Origin of the sequence: Streptomyces sp. AC555_RSS877 (genome assembly GCF_019049245.1) — a bacterium.
Lineage (GTDB): Bacteria > Actinomycetota > Actinomycetes > Streptomycetales > Streptomycetaceae > Streptomyces.
The window spans coordinates 143,107-157,290 of the sequence record NZ_JAGMUK010000049.1 but is presented as its reverse complement, the minus strand read 5'-3'; the positions used below and the strand labels follow the sequence as shown (position 1 = coordinate 157,290).

Sequence of the window (14,184 nt, the reverse complement as noted above, 5' to 3'; positions counted from 1 at the left end):
TGCTCGCGGCGAGGAGGGTCTCGTCCGGACGCCCGGGGTGTGCTATACAAATGGAAACCATTTTCAATAACTGAGAGGGGGCCGGGCATGGATGACGCCGCACACGGCCGTCGGAGCCGTCCGTTCACCCTCGTCGTCTGCGCGTCCTGCCACGCCGGGACCAGCCGGCTGATGGACGGGCTGCGCCGGGCAGTCCGCGGCTGCCCCCACGGCGTCCTGGTCTCCACCGGCTGCCTGGCGAAGGTTCTGCACTGCCGACGCGACCGCGGACTCCATGCGGCCGTGCAACCGTGCACGGCGGATCGCAGGCCCGCCGGTGCCGTCGTACGGCTCGGTCCGCTCGTCACCGCGGCCGACGCCGAAGCGGTCGGCACCTGGCTGCGGGCCGGAATGCCCGACGACGGCACGCTGCCCGACCGGCTCCGCGCGGCGCCCGCCCCCCAGCACGTCGCCCGCCTCAACTGAGGGACCAGGGTGTGCCCAAGGGTCTGTTGAGCGTGGTGGCCGGCAACACTCCCGGCATCCGGGCCGATGTCGTCGACCGGTTGCGGCGGCTCTCCCCGCGCGCCGTGCTGCTGTCCGTGTCCATCCAGGGGCGCGACAAGGGGTATCCGGTCGTCCAGCGTTTCCTGTCGGGCCACGACGCGTCCGTCCGGGAGGCGTCATGGAGTGCCACGGGCGACCCGGTGGTGATTCTCCGCCAGGATCTGATGTCCCTGCGGCGCGGCTCCGGGCCGGTGCACGTGGTTCTCGCCCTGCCGGGAGACGTTGATGTCCTGCCGTTCCTGGTGGAGTTGTGGCGTGCGCGCGTCGCCAGCGGTTATCTCGGGGACTCCTACGAATCGGCACCTGTGGTGGTCGGTGTCGAGCCGGCGTCGTTCATGGTGGACATCGGATGCGTCCATCAGGCGGTACGGCTGTGGAACGGACGCGAGCGCGGTGAGGCCCTGAGCCCGGCCGAGGCCGCCGTTCGCCAGGTGGAGGCGGCGGACGTGCTGATCGTGCCGGGTTCCGCGAGTGAGGACGAGGAGCAGGCGCCCGCTGCCGCCGCGGTGGCCTCTCATCTCAACGCACGTGCCCGCCTGGTGACATCGGGCCTGGAGGGAGCCGGGCCCGAGTCGCGGGCCTCGCTGATGCGGGCCGTGCCTTCAGGTGTCGAGGGCGAGTGGCGGGCACGGCTGGAGCCGGTGACGGTACCGCGTGCGCGATGCGACGCCGACCGCGGAGTGGAGTCGGTGCTCTGGCGGTCCCGTCGCCCCCTGCATCCGGGGCGGCTGGCGGACGCGCTTCCCGTGGTGATGCGGGGTGTCGTCCGCGGCCGGGGCCACCTGTGGCTGTGCAGCCGTCCGGACGCGGTCGTGACCTGGTGTTCGGCCGGGGCATCCCTGGAGTTGAGGGAGGCGGACCGCTGGCTGGAGCCGCTGGACGCGGCAGCCTGGGCGGCCGCTTCCCCGCAACGCCGCACTCTCGCTTCCTGGTTCTGGGACGACTACTACGGCGAACGCCGCAACGAGATCGCCCTGACCGGCATCACCCTCGCCGGGCAGGAGATCCGGGAGGCTCTGGACGCGGCCCTGCTCACGGTCGCGGAGCTGTCCCACGGGCGGGCCGGATGGACGGCGGTCCCGGATCCGCTCCTCGGCAGTGCTGACCCCCGGTGACCTCGCCTGTCGGGAAGGGGCCTACTCCTGTGCGTGCCGGATCGCGTCCAGCACGATGTGGGCGATGTGGTCGTCGTTGAGGCAGTACTGGATCTCGCGGGCCTGGCGCCGGGTCGTCACGATCCGGGAGTTGCGCAGCACCCGCAGGTGCTGGGAGACCAGCGGCTGACTCACCCCGAGGGCGGTGACCAGTTCGTGAACGTACTTCTTGCCCTGGGACAGTTCGCGCACGATGCCGAGGCGGACCGGAGCCGCCAGCGCCTTCAGCAGGTCACTGGCGGCCTGAAGGTCGCGTAGCGGCTCGTCGGTCGAGGGTGTCGAGGAGGGCGGAGTGGGTGTCACATGCACACATTAGCATGTGACAATGGTTTTCGCTTGACGTTCGCTTTACCTACTCCGACCCCGGCTCCGACCCCGGCTCCGACTCCGGCTCCGACTCCGACTCCGGCTTCCCTGGCGCGCGACGCGCCGGCCCGGTCAGTGATCGTCCCAGTGCCCGTCGTGGGAGGCGTGGCGGTGGCCGTCGTGGACGTAGTCGACGTGGTCCTCGTGCGGGACGGCGACATGGCCGCAGCTCTCGCCGTGCTCGTGGTCGTGACCTTCGTGGGCGGCGTGGCTCGCGTTCGCGCACTCGTCGACATGGTCCTCGTGGACCCGGTGGACGTGGCCGTCATGCGCGTAGTCGGTGTGATCGCCGTGGGGGAGGGCGACGTGGCCGCAGCCCTCGCCGTGGGTGTGCGTGTGGCTGTCGTGGGTGCGGTGCTCGGTGGCGCTGGTCATGTGGTGCTCCCGCTGGTGCTCTTGGGTCCCTGCGGCTAGTGCTCCGCAGGCCGTACATGGCGACATTAACATATGGCGATTCATGCATGTGTTGTTCGGGGTTCAACCGCTCACGCCGCCTGGTGGAGCGGCCCGTGGGAGCCTGAGGCTCACTGTCCATGAAGAAATGAATGGGTATTCATGTGTTCCTGTATGGTGTGGAGAGTGCGGGAGCGGCGGTGCGCCGCGTGCCCTTATGCCCTCATATGCCCCCTCGTGAAGGACCTTCCACTCCGATGACCTCCACCCTCAGTCCGTCTCCGGCCGGCCTGGCCGCGCCCGTACGGAAAGCTGGTGCGCCCCGCCGGCGCACGCGGATCCTGGCGCTGCCCGAGGTGCGCTGGGCTGGTGCGGCCACCGTCTCCTTCCTGCTCGCGCTGCCGCTGCACCTGACCGGCACGCCGGCCTGGCTGTGGGGCCCGCTGTACGCGCTGGCGTACGTCACCGGCGGGTGGGAGCCGGGCTGGGAGGGCCTGAAGGCGCTGAAGGACAAGACCCTCGACGTGGACCTGCTGATGGTCGTCGCCGCGCTCGGCGCCGCGGCGATCGGTCAGGTGATGGACGGCGCCCTGCTGATCGTCATCTTCGCCACCTCCGGCGCCCTCGAGGCATTGGCCACGGCCCGTACCGCAGACTCGGTCCGCGGCCTGCTGGACCTGGCCCCCGCCACGGCCACCCGGCTGACCCCGGACGGCGGCGAACAGGCCGTCCCCGCCGCGGAGTTGGCGGTCGGGGACACCATCCTCGTACGACCCGGCGAACGCGTCGGCGGTGACGGCCGCGTCCTGGACGGGACCAGCGAGGTCGACCAGGCGACCATCACCGGCGAACCGCTCCCCGTCGCGAAGGAGCCCGGCGACGAGGTGTTCGCGGGCACCCTCAACGGCACCGGCGCGCTGCGCGTCCGCGTCGAACGTGACGCCTCCGACACGGTGATCGCGCGGATCGTGCGGATGGTGGAGGAGGCGTCCGAGACCAAGGCACCCACCCAGCTGTTCATCGAGAAGGTCGAACAGCGCTACTCACTCGGCATGGTCGCGGCGACGCTCGCCGTCTTCCTCGTCCCGCTCGCCTTCGGTGAGGAACTGAGCGAGGCGCTGTTGCGGGCCATGACCTTCATGATCGTGGCGTCGCCGTGCGCGGTCGTGCTGGCCACCATGCCGCCCCTGCTGTCGGCCATCGCCAACGCCGGACGGCGTGGCGTGCTGGTCAAGTCGGCGGTGGTGATGGAGCGGCTCGGGCAGGTCGACGCGGTAGCCCTGGACAAGACCGGCACGCTGACCGAGGGCGTGCCGAGGGTCACCGATGTCCGGCCGCTGGCCGGACCGGGGCTGGGGGAGCGGGAGTTGCTGGCGCTCGCGGCCGCGGCCGAGCATCCGAGCGAGCATCCGCTGGCGCGGGCCGTGGTGGAGGCGGCGCGAGAGCGCGGCCTGCGGCTGTCACCCGCGGAGGACTTCACCTCCACGCCCGGCGTGGGAGTGACCGCCACCATCGACGGACGAGTGGTCGCGGTGGGTGCACCGGCCCGGGTGCTCGACGGGGCGTCCGACGCGGCAGCCGCTCACGCGGTGACCCTGGCCGCCGAGTTGGAGGAGGAGGGGCGTACCGCCGTCCTTGTCACAGCCGACGGTGTGCCGGTCGGCGTCCTGGGAATCGCCGACCGTCTGCGCCCGGACGCCGCCGCCACGGTCGTATCCCTCACGGCGCTCACCGGCACCACGCCCGTACTGCTGACCGGCGACAATCCGCGGGCGGCGGCGCGCCTGGCCGACGAGGTCGGTATCGAGGATGTGCGGGCCGGACTGCTGCCGCAGCACAAGGTGCAGGCGGTCAGGGAGCTTCAGGACGCCGGCCGCAAGGTCCTGGTCGTCGGGGACGGCGTCAACGACGCCCCGGCGCTGGCCGCCGCCCACATCGGCGTCGCCATGGGCCGGGCCGGTTCCGACCTCGCGCTGGAGACCGCCGACGCGGTGATCGTCCGCGACGAACTCGCCACCGTGCCCGCCGTGATCGCCCTCTCCCGGCGTGCCCGGCAGCTGGTCGTGCAGAACCTCGTGATCGCCGGAGTGTTCATCGCCGGCCTCGTCGTCTGGGACCTCGCGGGCACCCTGCCCCTGCCGCTCGGCGTCGCGGGCCACGAGGGGTCCACCGTGATCGTCGGCCTCAACGGGCTGCGGCTACTGAGGGACGCGGCCTGGCAGCGGGCCGCCTCGCAGGGCCTGCCGGTGAGGTGACACACGCCGACTCCGTCGTCGACCGTCCGGCGGACCGGTGTGCCGACCGGGTCGGGGAGCCGGCCGAAGCAGGGCGGCCGGCGCGTTGCCGGGGATGATGACAGCGTGTCCGCCGGCCCTGCGGGTACTCAGGGGGCGCCATGGGCGCGACCTTCCGCACCGCGTCCGCACGAGCAGTGAGGGAGCGCGCCATGGGACTCGAAGGACCGCGGACAGGGCAGGGGGGAGCCGCGCGCCTGCGTGAGATCGCCGCGGACGTGTTCGGCTGGGACACGCTCCTGCCCGAGCAGCTCACGGCCATGGAATGGGTGCTGGCGGGCGAGGACACCCTCGTCGTCATGCCGACCGGATCCGGCAAGTCCGCCGTCTACCAGGTGCCCGCCCTGATGCTGTCCGGACCGGTCGTGGTGGTGTCGCCGCTGCTGGCCCTGCAGCGGGACCAGATCGCCGGCCTGCCGGACGGCGACCGCGCCCCTGGTGCCGTCGCGGTCAATTCCGACCTGGGGGCAGCCAGGACGGAGGCCGCCTGGGAGGCGGTACGTCGCGGCGACGCGGGGTTCATGTACCTGTCGCCGGAGCAGCTGGCCAAGGACGAGGTGGTGGAGCGGCTGGCCGCGGTGCGTCCCGCGTTGTTCGTGGTGGACGAGGCCCAGTGCGTGTCCTCATGGGGCCACGACTTCCGCCCCGACTACCTGCGCCTGGAACAGGCGGTACGCCGGGTGGGGAGACCCCCGGTACTGGCTCTGACCGCGACCGCCGCGCCACCGGTGCGCAAGGAGATCACCGAGCGCCTGGGCATGCGTCGGCCTCGGCTGATGGTGACCGGCTTCGACCGACCGAACATCACGCTCGAGGTCCGCCGCTTCCTCGACGAGGACGACCGGCGCCGAGCGCTGGTGGAGCGGGCCGCCACGGAGCCGAAGCCGGGCATCGTCTACGCCGCGACCCGCAAGGACAGCGAGTTCTACGCCGCGGAACTGGCCTCCCTGGGGCTGGCTGCCGAGGGCTACCACGCCGGCTTGCGCGCCACCGAACGCGCCCGGATCCACGACGCCTTCCTGTCCGGTGCGGCGGACGTCGTGGTGGCGACCTCGGCGTTCGGCATGGGCATCGACAAGGAGGACGTACGGTTCGTCCTCCACGCCTCGCTGCCGGGTTCCCTGGACGCCTACTACCAGGAGATCGGCCGCTGCGGCAGGGACGGCCGTCGGGCCCTCGCCGTGCTGCACTACCGCGCACAGGACACGGGTATGCAGACCTACTTCGCCGCCCGCGGCGCCGGGCGCGACACCCTGTCCGAGGTGGCCGACGCCGTCCACGACCGCCGTGGAGACCCCGCCGGTCTGGACGAGCTGCGTCAGGAAACGGGCCTGTCCGGGAACCGGGTCACCGCGGCGGTGAATCTCCTGGAAGAGGTCGACGCCGTCGCCACGGGAGACGAGGGCGAGATACATCCGGCTCCCGGCGTGTCTCCCGGCCAGGCGGCGGAACAGGCCGCGCAGGCCGCGCAGGCGCATCGCCGGAGCGACAAGTCACGCGTCGAGATGGCCCGGGCGTACGCCGAGACGACCGGCTGCAGGCGGCGTTTCCTGCTCGGCTACTTCGGAGAGGAGTACGCGGCATCGTGCGGGAACTGCGACACGTGTGACGAGGAGGGCGACGAGGAGGGCGCCGAGAAGGGGCACGGGGAGCCGACCGCCCACCCCGCGGCGGCAACGTATCCCGTCGGGACCGAGGTACGGCATGAGCAATGGGGCGAGGGCACGGTGCTGAGCGAGGACCGGGACCGCATCACTGTTCTGTTCGACCACGCCGGTTACCACACGCTGTCCCTCGAGGCGCTGGCCACCCGGGACGGCTTGCTCACGGTGCTGCGCAGGCCGGGTCAGGACCGGTCGGCGACGTGACGCGGCACCGTTTGCGGTGTTGGTCGCAGGGGACTCCGAAAGTCCGCTACGACCGGGCGCACAGCCACGAGGCTACCGGTCCGAGCACGGCACGACGGCGGGCAAGCCGCTGGAGGGTGTCGATGGCGCCCGGCGCGAGCCGGAGGGCGACGGCGAGTCCGACGACTGAGGGCGCCCCCGGACCTTCATGCCCGCCCGTGAGCCTCGTGCGACCGCCGGGACAGGGAGTCGATGACCACCGCGGCGAAGAGCACTCCGCCGGTGATGATGAACTGGACGGCGGTGGGCGTGTCCGTGATCGACATGCCCGAGGCGATCGACTGGATGACCAGGATGCCGAGCACCGCGTTCCACGTCGAGCCGCGTCCACCGAACAGGCTCGCGCCGCCGATGACGGCCGCGGCGATGGCGTTGAGCAGCAGGATGCCGGAGCCGGAGTTCTGGCTCACGGAGGTGATCCGCGAGGCCAGGAACAGGCCGCCGATCCCGGCCATGGTGCCGGAGACCGCGAGTACCGCGGTCTGTACCCGGGTCACACTGAGGCTGGCGCGGCGGGCCGCCTCGACACCGCCGCCCAGCGCGTAGACCTGCCGCCCGTAGTGCGTGCGGCGGAGAACGACGTCGAGGCCGGCCACGAGGACGAGGAACAGCAGGAGGGCGAGCGGCAGGCCCTGGAACCGGTTGAGCACGTACGCCGCCGCGAACGCGATCACCGCGAGCGCTCCCGTGCGCGCTCCGATCCCGCGGAGGGAGCGGTGCGGCATGCCGACGGCCATGCGCCGCCGTCTGTCCTGGTGGGACACGAGGAAGACCGCACCCGCCGCGGCCGCCGCCAGTCCGTAGGCGGCGCCGTCATGGGTGAAGTAGTGGCTGGTCAGCTTGGCCACCAGCCCGTTCTCGTCGAGGTTGATGGTGCCGCTGGTCCCGAGGATGTAGAGCATGAAGCCGTTCCACGTGAGCAGTCCCGCCAGCGTGACGACGAAGGCCGGTACCCGGGTCCTGGCGAAGGAGTAGCCCTGAACGGTTCCCGCCGCGGTGCCCGCGAGCACGGCGATGATGAGGGCGAGCCATTCCGGCACGCCGTTGTTCACGTTCAATACGGCGAAGACGGCAGCCGCGAGACCGCTGATCGAGCCGACCGACAGATCGAGCTCACCGAGCAGCAGCACGAAGACGATCCCGACCGCGATCAAGCCCGTGCCGACGATGTCCACGCTGAGATTGGACAGGTTCCGGGGCGAGAGGAAGTTCTCGTTGAGGGCCTGGAAGATGATCCAGACCGTGGCGAGGACGAGGACGACAGGGAGCGAGCCCAGTTCGCCGGCGCTCAGCTTGTGCCGGACGACGCCACCCCAGCCCTGCACGGCACGGGTGACGGCCTGCCCGCGGCGCGGCTGACGGGTCCGGGCGGTGGGCGCGGCGGGCTCGGGCTGCGTGTTGTCCGCCATGTTGCGCGTCCCTTTCACCATCCCGCCTCCCGGTGGGTCATCCGGCGGGGCACGTTCTCCGTGGCGCCGGTGACGGAGGAGATGATCTGTTCCTGAGAAGCGGTGTTCACGTTGAAGAAGCCGTTGTTGCGACCGAGCCGCAGGACGGCGGCCCGGTCCGCGAGCGCTTTGACGTCCCCCATGTTGTGGCTGATGAGCAGCACTCCCAGACCGCGGTCACGGAACTGGTCGACGAGATCCAGAACCTCGGTCGTCTGGTCGAATCCCAGCGCGGCGGTCGGTTCGTCCAGGAGGAGCAGCCGCGGGTCGCCCAGGAGCGAGCGGGCGATGGCGACCGTCTGCCGCTGACCGCTGGACAGCGAGACCACGGGGGCACGCAGATCGGGGATGCCCCTGGTCAGGCCCTCCAACAGGTGTCGGGTGCGGCGCTCCATCTCCACTTCGTCGAGGAAGCCGAACCGGCGGATCTCCCGCCCGAGGTACACATTGCCGACGACGTCGAGGTTTCCGCACAGTGCGAGGTCCTGGTAGACGGTGGCGATACCGAGGTCCCGGGCGTCGTGGGGGCGCTTGATGTGGACCGTCCGGCCCTCCCACTCGATGACGCCCCGGTCCGCGGGCGACACCCCGGAGATCGCTTTGACCAGGGTGGACTTGCCGGCCCCGTTGTCGCCCAGCAGGGCCACGACCTCCCCGGCGCGGATCTCCAGCTCGATGTCCGAGAGGACCTCGACGACACCGAAGCGCTTGCACACGCCGTGCAGCGCCAGCAAGGGGGGATGCGGCACGGAGAACATCTCCTTCCCGGACCGGGCCTGGTGAGGAACCGGCCTGTCAGGTCAGGCCGGCCTCATTGCAGGCGGCACCCAGCCGGGGCGTACAGATCTCCTGGACCGTGTACACGCCGTCCTTCACCAAGGTGTCCTTGATGTTGCCGACCGTCACGGCCACGGGGGCGAGCATGACGGCCGGAACCTCCTCGCCGTTCCTGGTCCTCACCTTGTCCGTGGCGACCCGGTCGACGCTTTCACCACGGGCCGCGGCCACGGCCAACGCGGCTCCGGCGGACGCCTCGGGGCCGAAGGGCTTGTAGACGGTCATGTACTGATCGCCGTCCACGATGCGCCGGACGGCCGCGAGTTCGGCGTCCTGCCCGGTGACGGGGGGCAGCGGATCGACCTTGTTCGCCTTGAGAGCGGCGATGCTGCCGGCGGCGAGCCCGTCGTTGGCGGCATAGACCCCGTTGATGTTGCCGACGCCGAGGGCGGAGATGGAACCGGACATGTTCATGTTCGCCGTCTCGGTCCGCCACTGGAGCGTGTCGTACGCCTTGCCGATCCTCACTCTCCCCTCGAGCACGGACAGCGCGCCCTTCTTGAACGACACCGCGTTGGGGTCACTGGGATCGCCGTTCATCATGACGATCTGGCCGCCCCTCACCGTGGCACCCATGGCCTTGAGGAGCGACCTGCCCTGGAGCTTGCCGACTTCCTCGCCGTCGAAGGAGACATAGCCGGCGATCGGGCCCTCGGCGAGACGGTCGTAGGCGATGACCGGGATGTCCGCCTCGTCGGCCCTCCTGACCGTGGCGCCGAGTGATCTGGCGTCGACGGCCACGAGCACGATGGCATCGACACCCTTGGTGATCATCGAGTCCATCTGTTCCTGCTGGATGGCCACATCGCCCTTGGCGTTGGTGTGCTCGACCGCGCATTCGGCGCACAACTCGGCGATCTTCCTTTCGAGCAGGGGTCTGTCCTGCCCCTCCCAACGGGCCGTCGTGGCGTCCGGCAGGAGCAGGCCGATCCTCGGTGCGTCCTCCCCGCCGCCGTCGTTCCCGGCGTCGGATCCGCAGGCCGCGAGGGCGACGGCGGTGGAGACGGCGGTCATGGCGAGGGCCGCCTCCCGTGTGCAGGCCTTCATGCGGGGGGCCTCCTTCTTCGGCTGCCCGTGACCGGCCTCCGCCGGGCGTGAGGTCCAACGGCTGCGCCCCGTCGGCCCGCGCGAGGCCGGGACCGTACCGGCCGTGCGTGACGCGGTACGACGGCACTCGGTGCATCGAGTCGGTTCGCCACGTCGGCAGGGGAGCCGGGCGAAAAGCGGCCGGAACCCTCACGCGAGGCCGGGACCCTGAGCGGCGCGCGGCGGGTCCCACCGGCACGCTGGAACCTCCGCCCGACGGTCCCGGCATCGGCAGTCGGCGGGCTGCCGTGATGCCGAAGCCGAAAGCCGGGATGAACCGCACCGCGTGGCAGGAGCAAGACGACCACGTCGTCAGTCTGGCACCGGGGGCGGTGATCTGCGAACGGACCGGCGGTCCGCGGCCGGTCACCACGGAAGGAGATCTGTCCGTTTCGTTCGCATATGAGACTCTGTAGGTGAGTGCGTGGGTCTCCCAGCGCGTCGGCACCTGCGCCATGGGCGGGAGGTACGTTGCGGACATGCCGCATGACGGCCGGACCCGGGCCGGAGTCACCGAGCTGCGGGCAGCCGAGGCCGGCACGGCAGGCACGGGTTCTCCTCAGCCTGCGATGCCGGAAGCGGCCGTGAGCGCTCGGGCCCTGACATTCGCCGGCGTGGAGCTGGCAGCGGTCTACGTGCCCGATGCCGGAAGCGAAGAGCTGCGGTTGTCCGAGACAGCCGGACGCGCCGCTCCCCGGTACGGAGTGCCGGAGGGGGTGCCGGAGCGCCTGCCACTGTCAGGTGGCTCGCCCGCGGCCCACGCCTTCCACACCGACCGGCCTGTGTGGCTCACTCCCGCCGTGCTCACCTCCTACTTCGAGAACGCGCCGACGCCGCCGCGGGCGGAGATGGCTCTCGGCGCGCTGCCTCTCGCGCCGGCAGGCCGTCGGCTGGGCTGCCTCGTCGTGATGGGCGGGTCCGTGGACGGCTTCGCGGCCGAGCAACGGCGCTTCCTGGAGCGCTATGCCGAGGTGATCGCCGACATGCTGCAGGCCGGGACCGGTCGGCCCGATCCCTCGGCGGTACTGTATCCCGCGCTGCGGAGGCTGCGCGTGGGCTCCTTCGTCCTGGTGCCGGACACCGGGCTGATCGAGGCGGACGAGACGCTGCTCGAACTGGTCGGCATCACGCCGGACGACTTCGACGGCAAGGCCGACACCCTGCTCGCGCACGCCTTCCCCGAGGACATGCACGCGCTGATGTCGGTCCTGGAACCGCGAGGCCAGGCGTACGGACGGCGGGAGTTGGAGTTCCGTGTCCGGCGCCCCACCGGCGAGATGCGCTGGCTGAGTCTGAGCTGCCGGGTGGCGACGGGCACCGAGGTCCGGCCGGAGCAGGTGCTGGGCGTGGTGACGGCGACCTCGGTCCTGAGCCGGAGCGCCGATGACGTTTCCCGCATCCAGTGGCTGACCGCCGCGCTCGATGCCGCCGCGACGGTCCGTGACGTCGGCCGCGTCGCCGTCACCGCGCTGCGCGAGCCGCTGGGCGCCGACCGGGTCGCCCTCGCCGAACTGCAGGACGACCGGCTCATGGTCACCGTGCTGGATCCGCCGCAGCCCACCTCCTGGCCGGAGATATGGCGTTCCCAGTGGCGTTCGGAATGGCCCGACGCGCCGGTCAGCGCTCTGCCCACCCTGCAGCTGGCCCTGCGGGACGGACGCATGGACCTGTGGCCCGCCGGATCGGCCCTCGAATCCGGACTGGCCGGCATCGGCAGCGGAGGTCTGGCCGTGCTGCCGCTCCCCGCCAAGGGCCGGGTCGCCGGCGTGTGTCTGGTCGGCTGGGACCAGCCGCACGAGTTCGTCCCCGAGGAACGCACCCTGCTGACCGCCACCGCCGCGCTGGTCGGACAAGCCCTCAAGCGTGCGCACGCGCACGACGCGGAGCAGGAACTCGCGACGATGCTCCAGCGCAGTCTGCTGCCCCGACGCCTTCCGGAACTGCCCGGGTGCACGGCCGTCGCACGCTATCTGCCCGCCATGCGGGGGTTGCAGGTGGGCGGCGACTGGTACGACGTCATCGCCCTGTCCGAGGAGCGGGTCGCGCTGGTCATCGGTGACGTGCAGGGACACAGCGCCGGAGCCGCCACGATCATGGGCCAGATGCGTACCGCGGTCCGGGCGTACGCGGTGGAGGGCCATCCGCCCGACGTGGTCGTCTCCCACGCCAACCGCCTCCTGGTCGGTATGGAGACCGACCTGTTCGCCACCTGTTGCTACGTCGAACTGGACCTGGAGGAGGGCAACACCCTGTTCGTCCGGGCCGGCCACCTCTCACCGCTGGTACGCCACCCTGACGGACGTACCGAGGAGGTGCAGGTCGAGGGCGGTCTCCCGCTCGGCATCCTCGCCGAGGCCGAGTTCCCCATGACCGCGGTCGCGCTGGAGCCCGGCACGGTGCTCGCCCTGGTCACCGACGGCCTGGTCGAGGCATCCGACCTGCCCCTGGACGAGGGTATGCGGCGCACGCGCACCGCACTCGCCGCGGCCGACCCGGCCGACCCGGGGCGCATGGCCGACGAACTGCTCGGCGACGCCGGCCGCCGTGAGGACGACGTGGCGCTGTTGCTGCTGCGCTACGACGGCCTGAAGACCCGGCCGATCCGGGCCGACTGGGTGGTGTGGCGGCTGCCCGACGCCGTCATGCACGCCCGCCGTTTCACCGCCCGCACCCTGCGCCGCTGGAAGACCGAGGAAGCGGCCGACGCGGTGCTCCTCGTCGTGTCCGAACTGGTCACCAACGCGCTGGTGCACACCCAGGGCCCGGTCCGCGTGGACCTGACGCTGCGCGGTGACCGGGTGCGCGTCAGCGTGAGCGACTCCTCGCCGCGAGCACCCGCCAAGCCGGTGATCGTGGACTGGGAGTCGACCGGCGGCCGGGGTCTGCTTCTGGTCGAGGCGATGTCGGACTCCTTCGGCTCGATGCCCGTCGCCGGCGGCAAGCAGGTATGGAGCGAGATCACCGTGCAGAGCAGCGAGCCCGCTCCCGCGGACCCGGAGTCCCGGGCAGGACGAGGAGTCACGCCGTGAGGACACGTACCCGGTATGTCGTCGCGGCGCTCGTCGCCGGCCTCATGACGATCCCTCTGGCCGCCTGCGGAGGCGACGACGAGGCGGGCGCGGACGGCTTCACTGTCGGCCTGCTGCTGCCGAGCCGGACGGTCCCGCGCTGGGAGCACTCCGACAAGCCCTTCATCGAGCAGCAGCTGAAGAAGCTCTGCCCCCGCTGCACGATGGAGTACGCCAACGCCGAGAACGACGCGACGACACAGCTGCAACAGATGACCTCCATGATCACCAAGGGGGTCCGGGTCCTGATCCTCGACGCCGCCGACACCAGGGCGCTGCGCTCCGCGATCCGGGAGGCGCGGCAGGCGGGTATCCCCGTCGTCGCCTACGACCGGCTCGCCGAGGGGCCGATCTCCGGATACGTCAGTTTCGACGGTGTGCAGGTCGGCAAGCTCCAGGGCGAGGCGCTTCTGGAGGCCATGGGTGACGGAGCGAAGGACGAGAACGTCGTCATGATGAACGGCGATCCCACCAGCCCCAACGCCGCGTCGTATCGTCAGGGCGCCCTGTCCGTCCTCAAGGGCAACGCGAAGATCGCCAGGTCGTACGACACCCTGGGCTGGAGCTCCGCGAACGCCCACGCCAACATGTCCGCCGCCGTGTCGGGTCTGGGCCCGGACGGGATCGGCGGGGTCCTGGCCGCCAACGACGCCATGGCGGCGGGCGTCATCTCCGCCCTCAAAGGCGCCCATGTGCGCGAGCTTCCCCCGGTCACCGGCCAGGACGCCGAACTCGCGGCCGTGCAGCGCATCATCAGGGGCGAGCAGTACATGACGGTGTACAAACCCTTCAAAGCGGAAGCCTCCGCGGCCGCCGCCATGGCGGTCGCCCTGGGACGCGGCGAGGACGCCCGCGACGTCGCCAGGACGGCGACCGACAGTCCCACCACCCGGGACATCCCGTCCGTCCTGCTCACTCCGACCGCGGTGACGGTCGACAACATCGAGCAGACACTCGTCAAGGACGGCGTGTACACCATCGACCAGATCTGTACCCGGAAACTCCGCCCCGCCTGCGACGAGGCCGGACTCACCCGGTGAGGGCGTCTGTCCGGTGCCCGGCGGACGGGGCGGTCGCGGGCCGTG

At 71.2% G+C, this 14,184-nt stretch carries 11 protein-coding genes; 6 read left to right on the top strand and 5 right to left on the bottom strand.

Annotated elements, in window-relative coordinates:
* The first annotated feature begins 87 nt into the window (after positions 1-87).
* Positions 88-465 (top strand): hypothetical protein, encoded by a 378-nt coding sequence (locus KUM49_RS21570; RefSeq protein WP_217238524.1) that lies wholly within the window; start codon positions 88-90, stop codon positions 463-465.
* An 11-nt stretch (positions 466-476) separates the two neighbouring features.
* Entirely contained in the window at positions 477-1,661 is a 1,185-nt protein-coding gene (locus KUM49_RS50295) for a GTP-binding protein (protein ID WP_217238523.1), read from the top strand.
* 21 nt (positions 1,662-1,682) lie between these two features.
* On the opposite strand, the gene KUM49_RS48510 is transcribed toward KUM49_RS50295, so the two are convergent.
* Together KUM49_RS48510 and KUM49_RS21555 are read right to left on the bottom strand one after the other, a co-directional pair.
* Positions 1,683-2,003, bottom strand: coding sequence for a helix-turn-helix transcriptional regulator (locus KUM49_RS48510; RefSeq protein WP_217238522.1), 321 nt, complete (start codon positions 2,001-2,003; stop codon positions 1,683-1,685).
* Positions 2,004-2,138: 135 nt separating this feature from the next.
* Positions 2,139-2,441 carry a hypothetical protein gene (locus KUM49_RS21555; protein WP_217238521.1) on the bottom strand — a complete coding sequence of 101 codons (303 nt, stop codon included), beginning with the start codon at positions 2,439-2,441 and terminating at the stop codon, positions 2,139-2,141.
* A 275-nt stretch (positions 2,442-2,716) separates the two neighbouring features.
* Between KUM49_RS21555 and KUM49_RS21550 the strand changes: the two genes are divergently transcribed.
* Together KUM49_RS21550 and KUM49_RS21545 are read left to right on the top strand one after the other, a co-directional pair.
* Positions 2,717-4,714 carry a heavy metal translocating P-type ATPase gene (locus KUM49_RS21550; RefSeq protein WP_217238520.1) on the top strand — a complete coding sequence of 666 codons (1,998 nt, stop codon included), beginning with the start codon at positions 2,717-2,719 and terminating at the stop codon, positions 4,712-4,714.
* 191 nt (positions 4,715-4,905) lie between these two features.
* Positions 4,906-6,621 carry an ATP-dependent DNA helicase RecQ gene (locus KUM49_RS21545; protein WP_217238519.1) on the top strand — a complete coding sequence of 572 codons (1,716 nt, stop codon included), beginning with the start codon at positions 4,906-4,908 and terminating at the stop codon, positions 6,619-6,621.
* A gap of 185 nt (positions 6,622-6,806) precedes the next feature.
* Here KUM49_RS21545 and KUM49_RS21540 read toward each other — a convergent pair whose 3' ends face one another.
* The 3 genes from KUM49_RS21540 to KUM49_RS21530 are packed head-to-tail and all read right to left on the bottom strand — an operon-like array spanning position 6,807 to position 9,992.
* Entirely contained in the window at positions 6,807-8,069 is a 1,263-nt protein-coding gene (locus tag KUM49_RS21540; protein ID WP_254401574.1) for a sugar ABC transporter permease, read from the bottom strand.
* 14 nt (positions 8,070-8,083) lie between these two features.
* Complete coding sequence (locus KUM49_RS21535) at positions 8,084-8,866, bottom strand: ATP-binding cassette domain-containing protein (RefSeq protein WP_217238517.1); 783 nt, start codon at positions 8,864-8,866, stop codon at positions 8,084-8,086.
* Between the two features lie 37 nt (positions 8,867-8,903).
* Entirely contained in the window at positions 8,904-9,992 is a 1,089-nt protein-coding gene (locus KUM49_RS21530; RefSeq protein WP_217238516.1) for a substrate-binding domain-containing protein, read from the bottom strand.
* A gap of 608 nt (positions 9,993-10,600) precedes the next feature.
* Between KUM49_RS21530 and KUM49_RS21525 the strand changes: the two genes are divergently transcribed.
* Both KUM49_RS21525 and KUM49_RS21520 read left to right on the top strand, forming a co-directional pair.
* Entirely contained in the window at positions 10,601-13,060 is a 2,460-nt protein-coding gene (locus KUM49_RS21525; RefSeq protein ID WP_374200188.1) for a SpoIIE family protein phosphatase, read from the top strand.
* Complete coding sequence (locus KUM49_RS21520) at positions 13,057-14,139, top strand: substrate-binding domain-containing protein (RefSeq protein ID WP_308406691.1); 1,083 nt, start codon at positions 13,057-13,059, stop codon at positions 14,137-14,139. Before KUM49_RS21525 ends, KUM49_RS21520 begins: the two co-directional genes overlap by 4 nt.
* Positions 14,140-14,184 lie beyond the last annotated feature (45 nt).